The 20,171-nt window shown below is 64.5% G+C and carries 17 protein-coding genes and 2 pseudogenes; 15 read left to right on the top strand and 4 right to left on the bottom strand.

The features are described 5' to 3' along the window. The first annotated feature begins 61 nt into the window (after positions 1-61). The 15 genes and pseudogenes from HPF_RS12720 (at position 62) to HPF_RS12650 (ending at position 14,460) form a co-directional block, all read left to right on the top strand. A complete protein-coding gene (locus HPF_RS12720) occupies positions 62-1,219 on the top strand; it encodes an acyl-CoA dehydrogenase family protein (protein WP_060983959.1) in 1,158 nt (385 codons plus the stop codon). A gap of 14 nt (positions 1,220-1,233) precedes the next feature. Then, positions 1,234-2,211, top strand: coding sequence for an acyl-CoA dehydrogenase family protein (locus tag HPF_RS12715; protein ID WP_060983948.1), 978 nt, complete (start codon positions 1,234-1,236; stop codon positions 2,209-2,211). A 142-nt stretch (positions 2,212-2,353) separates the two neighbouring features. Then, positions 2,354-3,145 (top strand): enoyl-CoA hydratase/isomerase family protein, encoded by a 792-nt coding sequence (locus HPF_RS12710; protein WP_060983949.1) that lies wholly within the window; start codon positions 2,354-2,356, stop codon positions 3,143-3,145. 14 nt (positions 3,146-3,159) lie between these two features. Further along, a complete protein-coding gene (locus tag HPF_RS12705; RefSeq protein WP_060983950.1) occupies positions 3,160-4,353 on the top strand; it encodes a CaiB/BaiF CoA transferase family protein in 1,194 nt (397 codons plus the stop codon). Positions 4,354-4,399: 46 nt separating this feature from the next. Then, complete coding sequence (locus HPF_RS12700) at positions 4,400-5,182, top strand: enoyl-CoA hydratase-related protein (RefSeq protein WP_060983951.1); 783 nt, start codon at positions 4,400-4,402, stop codon at positions 5,180-5,182. 27 nt (positions 5,183-5,209) lie between these two features. Then, positions 5,210-6,367 carry an acyl-CoA dehydrogenase family protein gene (locus HPF_RS12695; RefSeq protein WP_060983952.1) on the top strand — a complete coding sequence of 386 codons (1,158 nt, stop codon included), beginning with the start codon at positions 5,210-5,212 and terminating at the stop codon, positions 6,365-6,367. Positions 6,368-6,378: 11 nt separating this feature from the next. After that, the gene (locus tag HPF_RS12690) at positions 6,379-7,554 is read left to right on the top strand and encodes a CaiB/BaiF CoA transferase family protein (protein ID WP_067512337.1); all 1,176 of its coding nucleotides are present in this window, start codon (positions 6,379-6,381) and stop codon (positions 7,552-7,554) included. A gap of 16 nt (positions 7,555-7,570) precedes the next feature. Further along, positions 7,571-8,935, top strand: a complete 1,365-nt coding sequence (locus HPF_RS12685; protein ID WP_133156814.1) for an MmgE/PrpD family protein — start codon at positions 7,571-7,573, stop codon at positions 8,933-8,935. Between the two features lie 55 nt (positions 8,936-8,990). Continuing rightward, a complete protein-coding gene (locus HPF_RS12680; protein ID WP_133156813.1) occupies positions 8,991-9,827 on the top strand; it encodes an HpcH/HpaI aldolase/citrate lyase family protein in 837 nt (278 codons plus the stop codon). A gap of 27 nt (positions 9,828-9,854) precedes the next feature. Next, positions 9,855-10,640 (top strand): citryl-CoA lyase, encoded by a 786-nt coding sequence (locus HPF_RS12675; protein WP_133156812.1) that lies wholly within the window; start codon positions 9,855-9,857, stop codon positions 10,638-10,640. Positions 10,641-10,684: 44 nt separating this feature from the next. Next, entirely contained in the window at positions 10,685-11,692 is a 1,008-nt protein-coding gene (bioB, locus tag HPF_RS12670; protein ID WP_082753111.1) for a biotin synthase BioB, read from the top strand. Between the two features lie 25 nt (positions 11,693-11,717). Further along, complete coding sequence (gene panD, locus HPF_RS12665; protein ID WP_060983955.1) at positions 11,718-12,104, top strand: aspartate 1-decarboxylase; 387 nt, start codon at positions 11,718-11,720, stop codon at positions 12,102-12,104. Between the two features lie 197 nt (positions 12,105-12,301). Continuing rightward, positions 12,302-12,940, top strand: a pseudogene (locus HPF_RS12660) (IS3 family transposase); the annotation flags it as partial. Between the two features lie 300 nt (positions 12,941-13,240). After that, on the top strand, positions 13,241-14,023 hold the full coding sequence (locus HPF_RS12655) for a site-specific integrase (RefSeq protein WP_243721573.1): 783 nt from the start codon (positions 13,241-13,243) through the stop codon (positions 14,021-14,023). A gap of 101 nt (positions 14,024-14,124) precedes the next feature. Further along, on the top strand, positions 14,125-14,460 hold the full coding sequence (locus HPF_RS12650) for a hypothetical protein (RefSeq protein WP_060983956.1): 336 nt from the start codon (positions 14,125-14,127) through the stop codon (positions 14,458-14,460). 12 nt (positions 14,461-14,472) lie between these two features. On the opposite strand, the pseudogene HPF_RS23895 reads toward HPF_RS12650, so the two are convergent. The 4 genes and pseudogenes from HPF_RS23895 to traF all read right to left on the bottom strand — a co-directional run. Then, positions 14,473-14,971 (bottom strand): annotated as a pseudogene (locus HPF_RS23895) (IS4 family transposase); the annotation flags it as partial. 69 nt (positions 14,972-15,040) lie between these two features. After that, positions 15,041-17,812: a conjugal transfer protein TraG N-terminal domain-containing protein gene (locus HPF_RS12645; protein ID WP_060983963.1), complete on the bottom strand. Its 2,772-nt coding sequence runs from the start codon at positions 17,810-17,812 to the stop codon at positions 15,041-15,043. Between the two features lie 21 nt (positions 17,813-17,833). Further along, positions 17,834-19,282, bottom strand: coding sequence for a conjugal transfer protein TraH (locus HPF_RS12640; RefSeq protein WP_133156811.1), 1,449 nt, complete (start codon positions 19,280-19,282; stop codon positions 17,834-17,836). Between the two features lie 9 nt (positions 19,283-19,291). Beyond that, positions 19,292-20,167 (bottom strand): conjugal transfer protein TraF, encoded by an 876-nt coding sequence (gene traF / locus HPF_RS12635; protein WP_066693261.1) that lies wholly within the window; start codon positions 20,165-20,167, stop codon positions 19,292-19,294. Between the last annotated feature and the right edge of the window lie 4 nt (positions 20,168-20,171).

Genomic DNA, 20,171 nt, shown 5'->3' with positions numbered 1-20,171 from the left:
AGACGGTATCGGTGTGGTGTTCCCCCCTTTCAGCGATGACCAATTCACGGAGATATTGCCCTTGAGCAATCTGCTATCGGCTTTCCGGCTCGCCAAGCTTCCCGCGGCGACAAACCCGTTTCGCGCCGAGGTGAAAGCCTTTCTCCAGTCCAGCTTCGAACCCGGGCCGCCGGACATTCGGGCGCGGTCATGGATGGGCTTCGATGCCGCTTTCAGCCAAAAGCTGGCCGCGCGTGGCTGGGTCGGCGTGACCTTGCCCGCCGCATACGGCGGCGCCAGCCTTGATGCCTTCTCGCGCTTTGTCCTCGTGGAAGAACTGCTCGCCGCCGGCGCACCTGTGTCGGCGCACTGGATCGCCGACCGTCAGAGCGGGCCACTCATCCTGAAGTTTGGCACTGAAGCGCAACGCCAGTTCTATCTGCCGAAAATCTGCGCCGCCGAGGCCTTCTTTTGCATCGGCATGAGCGAGCCCAATGCCGGCTCCGACCTCGCCAGTGTCGGCACCCGGGCGACACGCTGCGAAGGTGGCTGGCGTTTGAACGGCCGCAAGATATGGACCACCAATGCGCAGCATTGCCACTACATGATCGCCCTGGTGCGCTCCTCGGGTGAGCCGCAGGACCGGCAAACGGGTTTGTCGCAGTTTATTGTCGACCTGTCCTTGCCCGGCGTGACGGTGCGTCCGATTCATGATCTGACCGGTGATGCACATTTTTCAGAGGTCTTTTTCGACGATGTGCTGCTGGCCGATGACGCCCTGGTCGGCCAGGAGGGCAGCGGCTGGGCACAGGTCAATGCCGAACTGGCCTTCGAGCGCAGCGGCCCGGAACGCATCTATTCAAGCATCGTTTTGCTGGAGCACTGGATCGCCTGCCTGCGCCACACGCAGGACGCCGCTGTCCACGCCGCCACCATTGGGCGCTTCACCACGCATCTGGCCACGCTGCGCCATATGTCCATCGCCGTCACCAGCAAACTGGTCAACGGAGACAGCCCGATCGTCGAGGCCGCGTTGGTCAAGGACATCGGTACAGAATTTGAGCAAAGCATTCCAGCCGTCATCGAGGCGGCCATCGCCATGAACCCGGACGCGCCGGTGGATGCCGACCTGTACCGTACGCTGGCCTACGTGAGCCAGATGGCCCCTACCTATTCCCTGCGCGGCGGTACGCGCGAGATCCTGCGCGGCATGATCGCGCGCGGGCTGGGCTTGCGTTGAGAAAGAACAAAGCCGTGTTTGCAGAAGCCGTAGAAGACATTCTCAAAGACCAGTGCACTCCGGCTGTGGTGCGGGCCATCGACGCGGGTGGCTCAGCCGCAGCCTTGTGGGATGCGGTGGCGGGTGCCGGATTTCTGGCCTTGCTGGCGCCTGAATCCGAGGGCGGAGCCGACCTGAGCCTGGCCGAGCTGTTTCCAGTCCTGAGCCATTTTGGACACTACACGGTACCGATGCCCGTGGCGCAAACCATCGTGGCGCGCGCGCTGCTGGCCTCGCAGATGATCATGCCCGAGGGCATGATCACACTGGCCTCCGCGTTTCGGCGTGAAACCGGCGGAGGCATCACTTGCGCGTTCACACCTTATGGCCTGCTGGCGGACTTCGTGCTGGCCTGCGACGGTGATGCTTTGCTGCTGCTGCCTTGCGCGGCGGCCCGGCGTCAGGCCACGGGTGTGAACCGCAGCCTGACGGCAACGCTCACCTGGCCCGATGCCAGCAGCGCAGCCCGCGCGCCCCGTGGTGGTGCACTGTTGCCCGCCTTCGGGGCCGCACTGCATGCGGCCCTGCTCAGCGGTGCCATGAGCCGGGTGTTCGAGATGACGCTGCAATACTGCAACGACCGCATGCAATTCGGCAAGTCCCTCGGCAAGTTCCAGGCGGTGCAGCATCAATTGAGCGTCATGGCCGAGCACACCGCAGCCGCATCCATGGCCGCTGAGGCAGCTTTTCAGGGTGCCGGAAAAGCGCCGTCCCTGCTGGCGGCCGCCATGGCCAAGTCGCGCACCAGCGAGGCGGCCGGCTTGGTCGCTTCAATTGCCCATGCCTTGCATGGCGCGATCGGCGTGACTGAAGAATACGATTTGCAGTTGCTGACCCGGCGCCTGCACGAGTGGCGTATGACCCATGGCTCGGAGGCCTGCTGGAACAAGGTGGTCGGCGAACAGGTGCTCGCGGGCACGCTATCGATCGTTGATTTCGTCCGCTCGGTTTGACAACCTTCGCATCGTCGGCGCAGGTGTGCGCTGCTGGAATATTAAAACTAACTAACATCTGTTATGTTACCATGATGCCATCCTCCGGTCGGTGTTTGACTTGAGGTTTCGCGCTACCCAACCGAGAGAGAGGAAAGCTTTCATGTCTGCTGAGTCACCCATTCTGTTCACGATCGATGCCGACGGCATCGGCACGCTGACCCTCAATCGTCCCGGTCAACTCAATGCCTTCGATCTGCCGATGATCGACGCCTGGCGGGCTGCGCTGGAGTCGGCCGAGGCCGACGATCGGGTGCGGGTCATCGTGGTGACGGGCACCGGCCGTGCCTTTTGCGCCGGGGGCGATTTCGACGAAATGGCCAAGTTCAGCGAACTCGACAGCCTGGGCCGCAAGAACTTCCTGTACCGCCACGTGCATCGCATCGCGCTGACGCTTGAGCGCATGGAAAAGCCGGTCATCGCGGCCATCAACGGCGCCGCGCGGGGCGCCGGCTGCGACATGGCGCTGATGTGCGACCTGCGGGTGATGGCCAGTTCGGCCACGCTGGCCGAGAGCTACATCGACATCGGGCTGATGGCCGGCGATGCGGGCGCCTGGTTCCTGCCGCGGCTGATCGGCACGGCGCGCGCCCTGGAATTGTTCTGGACCGGCCGCACCGTCGATGCGCAGGAGGCCGAACGCATCGGCATGGTCAACCGGGTGGTGCCCGATGAAGAGCTGATGGCGACCACTTACGCGCTGGCGCGCACTATCGCGGCCAAACCGCAGCAGGCAGTGCGCTTCTTTCGCCGCGCGGTTTACCAGAGCCAGACGATGGCGCTGGCCACCCACCTGGACATGGTTTCTTCGCACATGGCGGTCCTCGAGGACACGCCGGAGCACCGGGACGGCATCGCCGCGTTCCGCAGCCGGATGCGCGGCGCCAAGAAGTAAGACGAGGCGAAGGCGTGGCTGGCATCCTCCAGGGCATCACGGTCGTCGACCTGTCGCGCTTGATCGCCGGTCCGTACACGGCCATGGTGCTGGCAGACCTCGGTGCGCGCGTCATCAAGGTCGAGGCGTTGAGCGGTGAGGAGGGGCGGCATTTCGGCCCGCCGTTCTACGGCGATACAAGCGTTGCGTTCATGACCTGCAACCGTGGCAAGGAGTCGCTGGCACTGGACTTCCGCACGGACGCAGGGCGCGAGGTGCTGGGCCGACTGATCGCCCAGTCGCAGGTGCTGGTGCACAACTTTCGCCCCGATTTCGCCGAGAAAAATGCGCTGACCTACGAGGCCGTGCGACAGGTCAACCCGGAAATCATCTACACCATGGTGTCGGCCTTTGGCGAAGACAGCGCGTACCGCTTGCGCCCATCCGTTGACAGTGTGGTGCAGGGCATGGCCGGGGCTTTTTACGCCAGCGGCGAGGAAGGTGATCCGCCGGTTCGCATCGGCTTGCCGATCATCGATGTGGCGTCTGGGATGTGCGGCGCCTTGGGTGTGCTGGCCGCGGTCATGCACTGGCAGCAGACCGGCCGCGGGCAGCGCGTCGAGTTGGCGCTGGCCGACACCATCTTCAACTTCATGGCAGCCAAGGTGGGCGAGCACGCCGTCGAGCAGCGCGAGCCGGTTCGCTCGGTGAACTTGCCGATCGCCGTGCCCAGCCGCCACTTCCAGGGTTCCGACGGTGCCTGGTTCAGCGTGTCGGTGGTCAATGAAGGCGCGTTCAGGCGCTTTTGTGGCGTTGTCAAGCAGCCCGCCTGGCTGACCGATCCGCGCTACGACCGAAACGCCGCGCGCATCGCCAACCGGCCCGCGCTGCTGGCCGAACTGGCGGCGATCTTTGTCACACGCCCGGCTGCCGAGTGGGTGGCCGCGTTCGAGGCTGCGGACATTCCCTGCGGGCCGGTGAACACGGTGTCCGGGGCCATGTCTGACCCGGTGCTGGCCGACCGCTTCGTCGAGCATCCGGCGCTACCGGGTCTGCCGCTGATCCCGTTTCCCGCGCAGTTGGCCGAGGGCATGCGCCGGCCCGACGCCATGCCGCCGCCGCCCAAGCTCGGTGAACACAGCGCGGCCATTCTCGGCGAGCTGGGCTACAGCCCGGCCGAAGTCACTCAACTCGTACGAGACGGCGTGCTGAAACTGCACACGAGTTGAACCCTTGTCATCCATCGATCCCCAAACTTCAACAGGAGATTCAGTTATGTCGGACAAAGAAGTCATTTACGAGGTCAAAGACTTCGTCGCCACCATCACGATCAACCGGCCCAAGACGCTGAACGCGTTCACCGGCGACACGATCAAGGAAATGGAAAGCCTGTTGGCCCAGGCCGGCAGCGACCCGAAAGTCGGCGTGATCGTGCTCACAGGTGTGGGCGAGCGCGCCTTCTGCGTCGGCGGCGACGTCAACTGGGAAAAGGGAGAAGGTGGCAAGAGCGGCCTGCAGGACCTGGAGTTCAATTTCAACCGGCAAATCGCCGAGTGCCCGAAGCCGGTGATCGCGCGCGTCAACGGCTACGCGATTGGCGCTGGTCACCATATCGCCTACTTTTGCGACTTCACCATCGCTGCAGAGCACGCGATCTTCGGCCAGAACGGGCCGCGCGTGGGCTCCCCCGCAGGGGGCTACATCGTCTCGCACGCAGCCAATGTGCTGGGCCACAAGCGCGCACGCGAGCTGTGGATGCTGTGCCGCCGCTACACCGCGCAGCAGGCCTTCGACTGGGGGCTGGCCAATTCCGTGGTGCCGATGGCCAAGCTCGACGAGGAGGTGCGCAAGTATTGCGACGAGTTGCTGTCGCTCTCGCCGACCTGCCTGAAGATCGTCAAACGTTCTTTTTATCATCACATGGCGCCGATCATGGGCCGCGACATGAACGACCTGATCCAGGAAGTGGCGCCCAACTACTTCAACACCGGCGAACAACAGGAAGGCGCCAGCGCCTTCCTCGAAAAACGCAAGCCCGATTTCAGCCCGTTCCGCTGAGTGTCACGGATTTTCCAAAAACCGAGCATGATGAACCAAGAACGTTATCCGGAGTTGCGCGCCGCGCTGCGCGATCTCTTCAAGCGCTTCCCGGACGCATACTTCCGCAAAGTCGACGAGGCCCGCGGCTACCCCGAGGAATTCGTCGATGCGCTCACGCTGGCCGGCTGGCTCGCCGTGATGATTCCGCAGGAATACGGCGGCGCCGGGCTGGGCCTGGCAGAGGCCTCGGTGGTGATGGAAGAAGTCAACCGTTGCGGCGGCAACGCCGGCGCCTGCCATGGCCAGATGTACAACATGGGTACCTTGCTGCGCCACGGCTCACCCGAGCAAAAGCGCCGCTACCTGCCCCAAATCGCGAGTGGCGCGCTGCGCCTGCAGTCCATGGGCGTGACCGAGCCCACCACCGGTACCGACACCACCAAGATCAAGACCACGGCGACCAAGCAGGGGGACCGGTATGTCGTCAATGGCCAGAAGGTGTGGATCTCGCGCATCCAGCACTCCGACCTGATGATTTTGCTGGCGCGCACCACGCCGCTCAAGGACGTGAAGCGCAAGTCCGAAGGCATGTCGATCTTCATCGTCGACTTGCACCAGGCGATCGGCAAGGGCCTCACCGTGAAGCCGATCCGCAACATGGTCAACCACGAGACCAACGAGCTCTTTTTCGACAACCTCGAAATTCCCGAAGAAAACCTCATCGGCCACGAGGGGCAGGGCTTCAAGTACATCCTTGACGGCCTGAACGCCGAGCGCACGCTGATCGCCGCCGAGTGCATAGGCGACGCCCGCTGGTTCGTCGAGCGCAGCGCGCGCTATGCGCGCGAGCGCCGCGTGTTCGACCGCCCGATCGGTCAGAACCAGGGCGTGCAATTCCCGATTGCCGAGGCGCACATCGAAACCGAAGCCGCCGACCTCATGCGCTGGCGCGCCTGCGAGCTGTTCGACGCGCACCAGCCCTGCGGCGCCGAAGCCAACATGGCCAAGTACCTTGCGGCGAAAGCCTCGTGGGAGGCCGCGAACACCGCGATCCAGACGCACGGCGGCTTCGGCTTTGCCTGTGAATACGATGTCGAGCGCAAGTTTCGTGAAACCCGGCTGTACCAGGTGGCGCCGATCTCGACCAACCTGATCCTGAGCTACGTGGCCGAGCACGTGCTCGGGTTGCCACGCTCTTTCTGAAAGAAGCTGCCATGCGTCCATTGGAAGGATTGTTGGTCGTCACGCTGGAGCATGCGATCGCTGCGCCGTTTTGCACCCGTCAGCTCGCTGACCTGGGTGCGCGCGTCATCAAGGTCGAGCGCCCGGGCGAGGGCGATTTCGCCCGCGCCTACGACGCCCGCGCGCATGGCCTGGCTTCGCACTTCGTCTGGTGCAACCGCTCCAAGGAGAGCCTGACGCTGGACCTCAAGCAGCCGGCCGCGCGCGCTGTGCTGCAAAAGCTGGTGGAGCGCTGCGATGTGCTGGTGCAAAACCTCGCGCCTGGCGCGGCGGCGCGCATGGGGCTGGACCACGCGAGCCTGGCGCCTGTCAATGCCGGTATCGTCGTGTGCGACATCTCCGGTTACGGCGAAGGCGGTCCCTACACCGAGAAGAAGGCCTACGATCTGCTGATCCAGAGCGAGGCCGGTTTTGTATCGGTGACCGGCACCCCCGAGCAGCCGTCCAAGGCCGGGCTGTCGATTGCCGACATCGCCGCTGGCATGTACGCCTACAGCAGCGTGCTGGCCGCGCTGCTTCAACGCGGTCGCACTGGGCGCGGTCAGCGGCTCGAAATCTCGATGCTCGAAGCGATGTCCGAGTGGATGGGCTTTCCGCTCTACTACACGCTGGACGGCCAGCCGCCGCCGCCGCGCGCGGGTGCCTCGCACGCGGCGATTTACCCCTACGGCCCGTTTACCTGCGGCGACGGCAAGCAGGTGGTGCTGGCGGTGCAGCATGACCGGGAGTGGGCCATTTTTTGCGATCAGGTGCTGCTTCAGCCGGAACTGGCCAAGACGTATCTGGGCAATGCCAACCGGCTGGCCCAGCGCGAACAGTTGCGCGCTGTCATCGAAGGCGTGTGCTCGACATTGACTGCCGAGCAATTGGTCGAGCGCCTGGATGCGGCGCAAATCGCCAATGCCCAGCTCAACGAGATGGCCGCTCTGTGGCGTCATCCGCAGTTGGCGGCGCGTGGGCGCTGGACCGATATCGGCTCGCCCAGCGGCCCACTGCCGGCGCTGTACCCGCCGCATCACCTCAGTGGCAGCGAGCCGCCACCGATGGGGCCGGTGCCTGCTTTGGGTGAGCACACCGAATCCATTCTCGCCGAGCTGGGCTACGGTGCGCCGGAGATTGCCCGGCTGCGTGCGGAAAAAGCGATCTGACTGAAAGTGTGATGCCATGACCCTGGATAAAAACCCGAGCGCGACGCTGGCCGCCTTTGCGGCTGGCCTGTCATTCGACACGATTCCGGCGCCGGTGCTTCGCCGCACCGAGGATCTGTTTCTCGACTGGTACGCCTCGGCGCTGGCCGGCAAGGGCGCGCGGCCGGTCGAGGCCATCGAGGCCTATGCCTGCGCGATGGGGCCGGCCTCGGGCCGCGCCGAGGTGCTGATCTCGCGCCGCACCACCTCACCCCATTTCGCCGCAATGGTCAATGCCGCGGCGTCGCATTTTGCTGAACAGGACGATGTGCACAACGGCTCGGTGTTCCACCCTGGGGCCGTTGTGTTCCCGGCGGCGCTGGCCATGGCGCAAGACATCGGCGCGAGTGGCCGCGAGTTTCTGGCCGCGGTGGTGGCTGGCTACGAAGTCGGCATCCGCGTCGGTGAATTTCTCGGACGCTCACACTATCGTGTCTTCCACACCACCGCCACCGCAGGCACGCTGGCCGCCGCTGCAGCGGCCGGGCGGCTGCTCAAGCTGGATGCGCCGACCATGCTGCATGCCTTCGGCAGCGCCGGCACGCAAGCCGCCGGACTGTGGGAGTTCCTGCGCGACGCGGCCGACTCCAAGCAACTGCACACCGCGCACGCGGCGTCCAGCGGACTGGCTTCGGCTTACCTGGCGCGCGAGGGCCTGACCGGCGCGCGCCAGATTCTGGAAGGGCCGCAGGGTCTGGCCGCAGGCATGTCCAGCGACGCCGACCCGGCGCGGCTCACCGACCGTCTGGGGCAGCGTTGGGCCACGGCTGAAACCTCGTTCAAATACCACGCCTCGTGCCGTCATACGCACCCCAGCGCAGACGCGCTGCTGGCGTTGATGCAAACGCACCGGCTCGTTGCGGATGATTTGGTCCAGGTGACGACCCATGTGCACCAGGGCGCGATCGATGTGCTCGGACGGGTCACCGTGCCATCCACCGTGCACCAGGCCAAGTTCTCGATGGGTACCGTGCTCGCGCTGGTGGCCGAGTACGGGTACGCCGGGCTTGACGAATTCGAGCAACACTACCTTGCGCCGCGCGTGGCGGCCTTGCGCGACCGGGTCACAATGCAGCTCGACGAGGAGGTTGACGGCGCTTATCCACAGCGCTGGATCGGCAAGGTGACAGCCAGCACGCGCGACGGCAAAACATTCTCGGCGCGCGTCGACGAACCCAAGGGGGACCCGGGCAACAGCCTCACGCGCGCCGAACTGGAGGACAAGGCGCGGCGACTGGCGGCCTACGGCAGGGGCGCCACCCCGGCAGAGATGGCCGATCTGATGGCCCGTATCTGGTCCGTTGCCGAGGCGCTGCGCGTTGAACGATGGCTGGCGGCATGAGCCGCCCGGCAGTTCCAAAGGCGAATACCGCGGCCCGCAGGGCGAAGGTCAACCCATGAGCACGCCGCCGGTCCTGACGCGGCTGCCGCGGTCCTACCTCTTCGTTCCCGGGGACCGCCCCGAGCGCTTTGCCAAGGCGCGCGCCGCCGGTGCCGACATGGTGATCGTCGATCTGGAGGACGCGGTCGCGCCGGAGTCCAAACCGCGTGCCCGCGCTGCGCTGGCGGTCGCACTCGACGAGGCCGCGCCGCTCATCGTGCGCGTCAACGCTGCCGGTACACCGTGGTTCGACGAGGACATCGAGCTGTGCCGCCATCCCGGCGTGGCGGCCGTCATGCTGCCCAAGGCCGAGGGCATCGAAACCATCTGCGCGGTGGTCGAGGCCACCTACAAGGATGTGCTGCCGATCATCGAATCGGCGCGCGGTGTCGAAGCGGTGCGCGCCATCGCCCGCGTGCCAGGCGTCGTGCGCCTGGCCTTTGGCAGCGTCGACCTGGCACTGGATCTGGGCATGGACTGCGCGCCCGACGGGGGTGAAATCGAGTTGCAGTGCTTCCGCTCGCAGCTCGTGCTCGCTTCGCGCCTGGCCGGGCTGGACGCGCCGATCGACGGCGTCAGTCTCGTGATCGATGACTTCGACCGGCTGCATGCCGATGCCCAGCGCGCCAGGCGCCAGGGCTTCGGCGCCAAGCTGTGCATCCACCCCAAGCAGATCGCCGCCATCCAGGCGGTGTTCACTCCCAGCGCCGCGCAACTCGACTGGGCGCGCAGCGTGCGCGATGTCTTCGTTGCCGCTGCTGGTGCCGCCGTCGTGATGGACGGTCGAATGGTCGATAGACCGATCTACCAGCGTGCGCTTGCCATCCTGCGCAGCGCCGGCCTGGAAGCCTGATTTTCTGAACCCACTGGAGATGCCCCCATGGCGCGCAAAAACAAACCCATCCGCTCCGACATTGCCTGGAGCACCCCCGACCGCATCGAAGTGCACGGCAAGAGTCTGCCCGACGAAATCCTCGGCCACATCAACCTGGGCGACATGGCCTTCCTGCAGATCGTCGGGCGCATGCCGACGCCGCAGGAATCGAACGTGTTCAATGCCATTGCGGTGACGCTGGTCGAGCACGGCATCACGCCCAGCGCGCTGGTTGCGCGCCTGACCTACGCCGGTGCGCCCGAATCGCTGCAGGCGGCGGTGGCGGCAGGCCTGTGCGGCCTGGGCAGCGTGTTCGTCGGTTCGACTGAAGGCACCGCCAGGATGCTGTACGAGGCGCTGCCGCCGGGCACGCAAGGTGCCGACCTGGAGCGCATCGCGCGCGAGACCGTGGCGGCTTTCCGCGCGCGCGGCCAGATCATTCCCGGGCTCGGCCATCCGCTGCACAAGCCGGTCGATCCGCGCGCGCCGCGGCTGTTCCAGATCGCCGCGGACAATGGCTTCTCCGGTGATTACATCCGGCTCGAACAACTGATCTGCGCCGAGGCCGAACGCGCCGCGGGCAAGTCGCTTCCCGTCAATGCGACCGGCGCCATCGGTGCCATCAGCTGCGAACTCGGGCTGCCGTGGAAGATCGTGCGCGGCATCGGCGTGCTCGCACGCGCAATCGGGCTGGTTGGTCACATCCTCGAGGAGAGCCAGACGCCGATGGCGGTGGAGATCTGGCAGCGCGTGGAAGACGAGGCGACGGCGCACATCCGCCCCGGTGCCTGAACCGAGAATCCTTGATAACAATCCACCTGCACAAAACGACCACCATGAACACCTTCGAGACGCCCGCCCAGCCGATCCAATTCACCCGCCGCCTTGCGGCCCCTGCGCTCGATGCTGCCGAGGCCCCCTGGCCGGCGGCCGAGGTACTGGCGCTGTTAGAGCTGCCGTTCAACGACCTGTTATTCCGGGCCCAGCAGGTGCACCGTGAGCATTTCGACCCCAACGAAGTCCAGTTGTCGACGTTGCTGTCGATCAAGACCGGTGGCTGCCCGGAAGACTGCGCGTATTGTCCGCAATCGGTCCACTACGACACCGGAGTCGAGGCGGGCAAGTTGCTCGACGCCGCAGCCGTCTCCGAGGCCGCCCAGGCGGCACGCGAGGAGGGGGCCAGCCGATTCTGCATGGGCGCCGCCTGGCGTGCGCCGAAGGATCGCGACATCGAGAAGGTTGCCGAGCTGGTGCGGGTCGTGAAGTCGCATGGACTGGAGGCCTGCTGCACGCTCGGCATGCTGAGCAACACGCAGGCGCGCACGCTCAAGGACGCTGGGCTCGACTACTACAACCACAACCTCGACACCGCGCCCGAAGCCTACGGCCGGATCATCACCACGCGCGATTATCAGGACCGGATCGACACGCTCGGCTATGTGCGAGAAGCCGGCATTCACGTGTGCAGTGGTGGCATCGTCGGCATGGGGGAATCGCGGCGCGAGCGCGCAGGGCTGATCGCTCAGCTCGCCAATCTCGATCCATACCCTGAGTCGGTGCCGATCAACAACCTTGTGCAGGTGGAAGGCACACCGCTGCACGGCATCGATGCGCTCGAGCCGTTCGAGTTCGTGCGCACCATCGCTGCGGCGCGGATCACGATGCCGAATGCGCGGGTACGCCTGTCCGCCGGACGCCAGCAGATGGGCGAGGCGGTGCAGGCGCTGTGCTTCCTGGCCGGTGCCAACTCGATCTTCTACGGCGACAAGTTGCTCACTACGGGCAACCCTGACTGGGCCAGCGACCGACGCCTGTTCGACACGCTGGGGCTGGTGGCGCGCTGAACTTTATTGCATTGAAGGTGAAACCATGTACCGTACCTTGCTCAAGTCCAAGATACACCGCGCGACGGTGACCGCGTGTGAGCTGCATTACGAAGGCTCCTGCGCGATCGACGAAGATTTGCTGGACGCCGCCGATCTGCGGGAGAACGAGCAAGTCCACATCTGGAACATCGCCAATGGCGAGAGGTTCATCACCTATGCGATTCGTGCCGAACGTGGCAGCGGAACAATTTCGCTCAACGGCTCGGCCGCGCGCCGCGCAGCTGTGGGCGATCTGGTCATCATTGCCGCATTCGGGCTGGTAGCAGAGACCGATCTCGACAGCGTCCAGCCCCGTCTGGTCTTTATGGATGCCGACAACCGTATACGCGAACTGAGGACGACGATTCCGGTCCAGGGCGCAAAGAACTGAGAGATCGAGCGCTTTTTCGCCTGTAGTTTGAGCAGGTACGAGATCCACCAAAAAATGCGGGGGAGACACGCTTACTGCAGAAGCCCGTACAGTCGGGCAATCCGGACTGCAGTGCGTCTGTCCAGTACATCACGTGACCTTGCCCCTGAAAAGTGGAGTTCTTGGCCTTGTTGAAAATACCGACAAGGAGTCAAGAGATGACAGCAAAGCAGGTGCGTGCGCAGTACACGCAGGAATTCAAACTGGAGGCGATGCGTCAGGTGCGCGCGGGCCAGGCCATTGCGGTGGTGGCCAAGGTGCTGGGCATTCCCAAGGCCAGTTTAGGCAACTGGGTGAGGTTGGCGGCCAAGGGTCCATTGAGTGGCGCCGGTGATGCTGACAAGGCCGCGCGGGTCTCGCCCGAGCAGATGGAGATAGCGCGCTTGCGCGCTGAGGTTGCCCGGCTTCGCATGGAGCGTGACATCGCAAAAAAAAGCCGCGGCGTACTTCGCGCAGGACACGCTGCGAGGTACGCCTGGATTCACCAAATGAGGCGCCAGTACCCGGTGAGCATCTCGTGTGGCGTGCTGGAGGTCAGCGCCAGCGGCTACTTCAACTGGCTGATCCGCCCACAACAAGACCTGGCTGGCAGACCCGGCGGGCGTCACAGCGACGAGGCTGTGCTGGCCCACATCCGCGCCATCCATGTCCAGGTCAAGGGCGAATACGGCTGGCCACGCATGCACAAGGAACTGCTGGCCCGAGGCATCCGTGTGGGCAAAGACCGAGTTCGCAAACTCATGCAGCAGCACGGCATCAAGGCCAGGACGAAACGCAAGTTCGTCGTGACCACCGACTGCGATCAGCCTGAAGAAGGATGGCAAGCCCATGCCCCTCGTCGGCAAGTACGTGGTGGTCTAAAGGTTAATCGAGGGGCAGTGGAGGCGGCGTTCAGGGCTGGCGCATAGCGGGCGCAGCTGCCCCGCCGACCCTTCCACCTCAGCATGCGTCTGAATAGCTGCATCGAAGGAAGGCATGTAATGGGGTGAAAGCTCCTGTAGTGGCTGCGGAACGTCAGCGGCCGATGTCGAAAGCAACAACAGGTCCGTTGCGTGGTGACGCTCCGCGGAACCGGTCGCCGAAGGAGCTCTTGTTCCATGACTGCAAGCACAGCGGTGCCAAATGAGCCGGCACGAGACGGAGGACGCGACCTTTCGCCCGTCTCAAACGATGAGGGCAGCGCATTTGAAGGCTTTGAGCCGGATGAGGGGGCGATCGAGTCCGCGCTGGAGGTCAGGCGTATCCTGAGCGTTACCGAGATCTCCCTCGGGGCGAAGCTCATCATGGCACACAGTCATCAGCCAACCGAGGACCTGGCGCTTTACTACATCCTGTTTGCGATAGGTGCGCGGCCACTGGAGATTGCTCGCCTGGAGGTGCAGGATTACCTTGAGGCGTCAGGCGACGTTAGTCGGATCTCCTTCATACGGCCGGAGGTCGCCATCAACGGCAGGACTCGTCCCCTGTATTTCCTGAGTGCCCGCCTGGACGAGGTGATGGCGGATTACCTCGGGAACAGGGGCAGGCGCGGCGACAGGATCGGTGGTGACTCGTACTATCGCGGACTCGACCCGCGATGCCCCCTGTTCCTCTCGCCCAGCGGCCAAGGCTTCGCGATCACGTCGTACGAGGAAAAGGGGCAGCGACGCTTCCTCTGCAGGGGAATCCAGGAGGCTTACCGCAAGCTGTTACGCTACGCCGGATTCTCCGGCCTCACGGCGCTAGCCGCGCGGCAGACGCTAGCGGACCGCCTGTACTCACGCGGTGCCGACGAGGCGCAAGTCGGGCTGTTACTGGGCATCGCGGACCGCAGCGCCGTCCGAGAGCGATTTCCTCGTCGGCAGCCGACCCTGGAAGAGCTCACGAAGGACTTGATCTAGCACTCGGTGCGGCTCCCGTAGCACCACGGCGACTCGGGCACGCACAGAATCACGTTCGCTAAACGGCTTGACTTGCAGCGGCATGGTGCTAGGGTATTTCGATGCGAAAAGCTGTCTTCCTCTTCTTCCTGCTGCTGGGCATCGGTCTCGGCTACCTGTCAGCACGCCATGACGACTGGGGCCTGCGGGTTGGGATGATGGCCATGGGAGCGCTGTTCGGCGGGGCGATCGGAGGCGGGCTGTCGCAGATCGGCAAGCAGCGCCACAAGCTTCGGCCTGTTCCGACAGAAGAAGAACTCAATCCGATCTCCGGAATGGGTACCTCCAGTCGCGATCTGGCGGCGAATTATTGGCGTGACGAGGGGCATCCGCAGTTCATGAAGCCACCGCACCCTGAGTACGGCAATCGTATGCTCGATGCCGACAAAAACCTCTAGCAGGCACCCCTTTCAAGGTCTTGCCCCCGCGGCCTGCTTGAGGACACGAGCTGTGGACAACTGCTTGCGAGCCACAGCGCCAGCGACGTACCCCCCTTGGCTTTTCCTTCTTGGGGCCGCGCTTCACACTACCCGGGCTGACGTTGCCCGCCAGGCGCAGCAGGTACTGCACAACATCCCCCGCTGGCGCTTCTGACCACGGCCGCCACACCTCTGAGGGCAGCGCAATCAGCATGCCCTGATAGATAGTCACTGGCTACATGTACGCCCAGGTGGTAGGTCGAGACATCCAGATCGGGGGCTCGCTCGCTGTGCGCCTGCTCCACGCAGTGCTTGAGCAGCGCCAGCACTGCCACAGCAAACCCCAGCAGTACCGCGCGCGGGTGGCCCAAGCTCCGGATCTCGCTTTGCAGCACACCGATTCGAGCCGTCCGGACAGGCCCTCGATGCGCCAGCGTTTGCGGTACAGCTGCGCGATGGTGGCCGCGTCAATGCACGCTGGCAGATTGGAGCGTTCTGCCGCGTCGGTCATCTCCGAACGAAACCGCTGTTTTGGTTTTTCAACAGCCTGCTATCGCTTCTATTTCTTCAGGGCATCCTTGATAGCCTGCTTGGCGTCCTCGACGATGGGTGCGGCGTCTCCCTTTACCTGATTGACGGATTGCTTCATCAAGGAACGTTCGGATGCCAACGTTCCATCCGGTGTTTTGGTGATCTGCGCTTTGCGCTCGAAGGTGGCCTGATCCGCAGAGGAGCTTGCACGAATACGCAGGCCCTCTGCCTGGACATCGCTGCGCATGGCTGACGGGGATTCACCCGGAGACCCGGGCCTGGGCCCACCGCCAGAGCCGCTCACGCTGCCCTGGTTGGCGCGGTGCTGGCCTCCAAGATCCTGATCCAACGACGGACTGCTCGAGTCTTGCAGGTGCTGCGCGGAAAGGTCTCCAAAGGCGGACGGTACTGCAATACCGTCCGAGAACACGCGGTTGGGCTGCAGCGACTGCCTGGCCAGCTCCGCTTCCATCAGCACGCGCGCCGACGCGCTGTTGCCACCATACTGCTCGGCGTAGCGGGTGAACATCGCGAGATTATAGGGATCCTGGGCGATATCGATCGAGATGGTTTCGCCGCGCTCATAGGCCGTCGAGACGCGCTCAGCAAAGGCGCTCCGCTCGTTCAAGCTGGCGTCGGCGCGCTCTATCCGCGCAGTGGTCGATGTCAGCCGGGCAGACAGATCCAAGGCTTCGCGGCTGTCGCTGGTGACCATGCTGATGAAGCTCTTGTCCCTAGATACCCGGTCGCCGAACTGCTTGAACTCGGCCAGTTGCTCGCTGTTTATGGAGGTCAATACCTTTTGCTCTGCGGCAGAAAGCCCAGTCAAATAGCTCTTGTCGCCAGATGCGTTTGCTCCTAGCCCCGCAATGGGTGTATTTATTCCCACTTGACCCGTGGCGCCCAAGGCAATTCGTGCTACCTGAGATTGCGTGAGCCCCGTCGTATCAGCCACACTCTTGCTGATCTGGTCCAGACGGTTGACCGTTTCGCCAAACTGCTCGAAGCCGCTCGATGTGGTGCCGGTGCTGTTGCGCGATGAGTGCAGCTTGGCGATGCCCTTGGAAAATGCCTCTGCCAGAATCGCCGAGCGCTCGCTGCTGGCAGCCACCGCCTCGCTGCGCGCAGCATCCACCTGCCGGCTTGCATCCTGCACGTCCTGCTCAGACACCCGCATCGACACCACCCGCGACGCAAAGCCCTGGTTGCGCAGCAGGTTCACGGCCGTGCGCCCCGTCAGCGCATTGCCGGTAAAGGTGTTGCCGCTCAGGTCGTTCTGCCAACTGCCCATGAAGGCCGAGGTTCGGTTCGGCGCGAGCTGCATCTGGTCCATGGAGACATTGCCCAGCGCGGTATTGCCCACGGTGGACGCCGCCGTCGAGCCAGAGAGCATGGCCTGCAGGCCCGACAGCCCACCCACGAGGGCCGTGCCAAAGTTCTCCATGCGTTTGAGCGCGGCCCAGGCGATGAAAGGGATGCTGATGGCAAGATACCCGACGATAGCCTCTCCCGACAGCGCCCGGGAGTAGATCACCGAGGCGGTCTGCAGGGCCAGGGCCTTGCCGCCGGTACCCAGGTCGGCGGCGGCCGCCAGGTCGTAGGCGGCATAGATCGAGGCCATGTAGTTCAGGATCGCATAGAGCGGAGGCCATAGCTGGATCCAGATCAGGATGGCCGCATAGCCCTTGAAGGCCAGCATGGTATCGCGGCCGCTGGTCAACAATAGCAAGAGCACGAACAGCGGGAAGAGGGCGTATGTCACCGCCTCGATCACATTGCGGAACACCGGCAGCGCCTGTTCGGCCACCTTGCCGTAGTTCAGCCACGAGGCATTCATCTGGGCCACGGCCTGGGCGCGTCCCACGGCCAGCACCATGGCCGCCGGGTCATTGACCTTCTGTCCCACGATCTTGCCTGTGTCCTCCAGTGCATTGAGCATGGCGTTCTGGCGGATGATGTCGGCGGTGGTCGCCGAGGCATTGGCGATGCCGTTCTTCAGATAGGCCTGCTGGATTTGGCCAGCTACGGTCGCAGCAGCAGCCGTGCCCGGCAACGTCGGGTTCAGCTGGAAGGCCAGCCGCCCCTGGATGCGCTGCAGTTGCGCCGGCAACCGCCCGTTCAGGTTCCGGTACACATTTGGGCAGGTATCCACTCCTACGGTGCCGCCGGCTCCCGTCAAGGTACTGAACCGGGCCGGATTGGGCGAGCTCATCAGCGGCCAGACGTCGTCCGACGCAGAATACGCCGCCGGATCCAGCGTGCCGTCGACCAGGTCGTAGGTCGTGCAGTTGTGGATGAAGTTCACCAGGTCGGTCCTGAACCCCGGGTCCTGGAACACCACATTGCCGGTCTCGCGGATCAACCGGTTGCCGAACATCAGGCCGTTGCGTTGGTAAGACAGCTCAATTGGCAGCGCGCCGGCGCCGGGGATCGCCTGGAAGGCCGTCTCGAACAGGCCGGTCAGCGTATGGCCGATGTTGCTGGTGAGGCTCCCCAGCAGCGTCACGCCGAAGGGCACGTTGTCCACCACCTTGACCGCAGAGCCACCGGTCTTGTCGACCACCCCCACGGTTACCTTGGGCACGATCAGGATGCTGAAAATCAACATCACCGAGCCCAGCCACTTCCACCCCTGCAGCTTCTCCGGGGCAAAAGCGTAAGCGATCAGGGCCGCGACGAAGCCGCAAAAGGCGACGGCTGCGACGGCCGAGGCATAGTCGCTGGAGGCATGGATGGCCGCGGCCGCGTTGAACACGCCGAACAGGCTGTCGGCATTCTGGTAAGCGTAGATCTCCCACATGGCCGAGCCCATCCATCGGTGTCAGCGCGACAGGTAGGCCGCCTGCTGGCCCAGCATGTCCACCACGTGCTGCGGCATGCTGGAGCGCAGTTGCCGTTCCAATTGCTCCAGGTGGCTGGCTACGGCCCGGAATGAGCCGACCTTCTGGTACAGCAGGTTCTTCTCCTGCGAGATCTGCAGCAGCATGGCCTGCGCGCGTTGCCGTACCTGGTTGGCCTGGTCGCGCTGGGTCTGCTGCAGCGTGTAGTCCTTGGACAGCGCCGCCATGCCCAGGCGCAGGTTGCGTTCGAGGAAGACGTACGCATAGTCGGCCGCGATCACGTCGCGGTACTGGCCGATCAGGCTGTCGGCCAGGCCTGAACCCGGGATGCTGGTGCCCACCGAGAGCATCTTGTAGACGGGTTCGGTGGTCTGGTTCACGAAGCCCACTTCCGCCGAGTTGTTGGGAATCGGCGTGCGCGTCGCGATCTTGTCCGCGATCGAGCGCATCATGGTTTCGACCTTCGCCGTGAACGGGACGTGGCTGTAGTTGGTGTTGAGTGAGACCACGTCGCAGTTCGTGTAGTCGTTGCAGCGCAGCAGGTGCTGGACGACGTTCGTACCGGAGCCTGCGGCCTGGCCGTAGAGCAACTGGCTGATGGAAGTCAACGTGGGGGCGATGGGCTCCGGATCGCGCTTCGATTCCTCGGGGTAGTAGATGATGGTGCCGACCATGCTCATGATGAGCTCGCGCTCAGCGTCGTCCAGATAGGTGCCGGTGTACTGCAGTGCTTTCCAGGTGAGGTTGCCGACGAACGGCGCCTTGTTGCGCACATTGGCATCGGCCGACGAGCGCGCCGACGACAGGATGTTGGGCCGGTCGGTGCCGCAGCGTTTGCGCGCAGAGTCCCGGTCGCTCTCCAGGCCCATGTCGATCGCGAGATCGGCGCAGGTCTCCTGCGAGCTGTAGCCCACGGCCTCGGCTGCCGTACTGACGATGGCTTTCGCCGTTTCGCAGGAATTGATACGGGCGTTGTTGATCCAGGTCTCCAGACCCTTGGCCCATTTGGTGAGTCCGCCGAGCAGCGGCGAGACCGCCTCCAGCGCGAGCTGGAAGGCGATCCCCGGCAAAGCCGCGGTGATGTTCCGCAGCATGTTCTTGAACTCCTGCGCGGAGATGTGGCTGAAGCTGCCGCCGAACACGTCGATACCGCCGCAGCCGGCCTTCGCGCTTGGGAACTGGATGGCCGCGAGCTGGTACACCTTGTTCGGCGATCGCATCATCAGGTTGCCGCCGGTGTAGGTGTTGTAGGTCTGACCGCGAAACGCACCCGGCGCGGTGTAGTTGCCGATGGCGCCGAGGTTGTTGAACATGTCGTTGACCTCGCTGTTGAGATCGGCGCGACTGGGTGTCGCGGTGCACAGAAGCGATAGGGCGATGGCCGCAGCGGTGGCCTTGCGCGCATGAACGGTGCAGGAATGGATGGGCATGGAGACCTCCTACGGAAGAGCCAGGCGCTGGGTGGCGCTCGGCAGCATGGCCTCGCCGTTGGGCGATGAGACGGTGGCGATCCGCTCGAGCAATTGCGATTCGGACAGCACGCCGAAGCCGATCGGGGTGATCTTTCCGGTATAGGGCTGGGCCAGGAAGACGGCCGGCACCTGGGTCACCTTCAAGGCGGTGGCAATGCCGTTGTCGGGGCGCGCCCTCGGGAATCCCGGCATCGGACCTCCGTCCACGCTCACGGCCACTACCTGGATGCCATGACGGGATTCGAAGGCCTGCAGGGTTGGCGCGAACGCGTGGCAGTAGGGGCAGTCGCTGCGGTAGAAGAAGAACAGCACATGGTCGCGGCCCAGTGATTCAACGGAGGTGGAGCGGCTTGCGCGCTGCTGCTGATCGAAGACCTCCAGCGCCTGGGCATTGACCGGACGACCTTGCAGGGTAGGGTCGAGCTCCGGCGTGGCCCACGCCACGCGCTGCGCCACGTCCGCGAAATAGGAGGCCCGGTTCACCACCTGCATCTCCAGCTGCATGTAGCGCCGCACATTGCCCTCGGTCGGCCGCATGATCGCGATGTTGCGCAGGTTCTCCAGGGTCTTCTGCAGGCGCTCGAACTCCACCAGCTCAGGCGGGCGCGGTGGCGCGGTGGGCTGGGACGGGATGGCCAGCGCGGGCCGGGCGGTGGGCACGAGTTCTTCCTGGGGGGGATCCTCGTAGAAGTGCCAGCCGCGCCAGCCGTCGGACCAGTAGGGGCGGTGGGATTCACCCAGGGGCGTCGGCGGAGCAACGCCCTGCGCAGAGGCAATGCCGACCACCATGGTGGCCCCAGAGAGCACGGCGGTGGCCAGGATCGAAGGCAGACGTGCGTACATGGAG

Origin of the sequence: Hydrogenophaga pseudoflava (assembly GCF_004353865.1) — a bacterium.
In the GTDB taxonomy this organism is placed as follows: domain Bacteria; phylum Pseudomonadota; class Gammaproteobacteria; order Burkholderiales; family Burkholderiaceae_C; genus Hydrogenophaga; species Hydrogenophaga pseudoflava.
Note: the sequence above shows the minus strand (reverse complement) of the source record. Positions and strands in the feature narration are given on the sequence as shown.

Excerpts from the sequence above, each read along its gene's own strand:
- HPF_RS12675 (WP_133156812.1), top strand. The coding sequence starts at position 9,855 with ATGGCGCGCAAAAACAAACCCATCCGCTCCGACATTGCCTGGAGCACC.
- HPF_RS12700 (WP_060983951.1), top strand. The coding sequence starts at position 4,400 with ATGTCGGACAAAGAAGTCATTTACGAGGTCAAAGACTTCGTCGCCACC.
- HPF_RS12645 (WP_060983963.1), bottom strand. The coding sequence starts at position 17,812 with ATGTGGGAGATCTACGCTTACCAGAATGCCGACAGCCTGTTCGGCGTG.
- HPF_RS12680 (WP_133156813.1), top strand. The coding sequence starts at position 8,991 with ATGAGCACGCCGCCGGTCCTGACGCGGCTGCCGCGGTCCTACCTCTTC.
- bioB (WP_082753111.1), top strand. The coding sequence starts at position 10,685 with ATGAACACCTTCGAGACGCCCGCCCAGCCGATCCAATTCACCCGCCGC.
- traF (WP_066693261.1), bottom strand. The coding sequence starts at position 20,167 with ATGTACGCACGTCTGCCTTCGATCCTGGCCACCGCCGTGCTCTCTGGG.
- HPF_RS12690 (WP_067512337.1), top strand. The coding sequence starts at position 6,379 with ATGCGTCCATTGGAAGGATTGTTGGTCGTCACGCTGGAGCATGCGATC.
- HPF_RS12640 (WP_133156811.1), bottom strand. The coding sequence starts at position 19,282 with ATGCCCATCCATTCCTGCACCGTTCATGCGCGCAAGGCCACCGCTGCG.
- HPF_RS12655 (WP_243721573.1), top strand. The coding sequence starts at position 13,241 with ATGACTGCAAGCACAGCGGTGCCAAATGAGCCGGCACGAGACGGAGGA.
- HPF_RS12685 (WP_133156814.1), top strand. The coding sequence starts at position 7,571 with ATGACCCTGGATAAAAACCCGAGCGCGACGCTGGCCGCCTTTGCGGCT.
- HPF_RS12650 (WP_060983956.1), top strand. The coding sequence starts at position 14,125 with ATGCGAAAAGCTGTCTTCCTCTTCTTCCTGCTGCTGGGCATCGGTCTC.
- HPF_RS12710 (WP_060983949.1), top strand. The coding sequence starts at position 2,354 with ATGTCTGCTGAGTCACCCATTCTGTTCACGATCGATGCCGACGGCATC.
- panD (WP_060983955.1), top strand. The coding sequence starts at position 11,718 with ATGTACCGTACCTTGCTCAAGTCCAAGATACACCGCGCGACGGTGACC.
- HPF_RS12695 (WP_060983952.1), top strand. The coding sequence starts at position 5,210 with ATGATGAACCAAGAACGTTATCCGGAGTTGCGCGCCGCGCTGCGCGAT.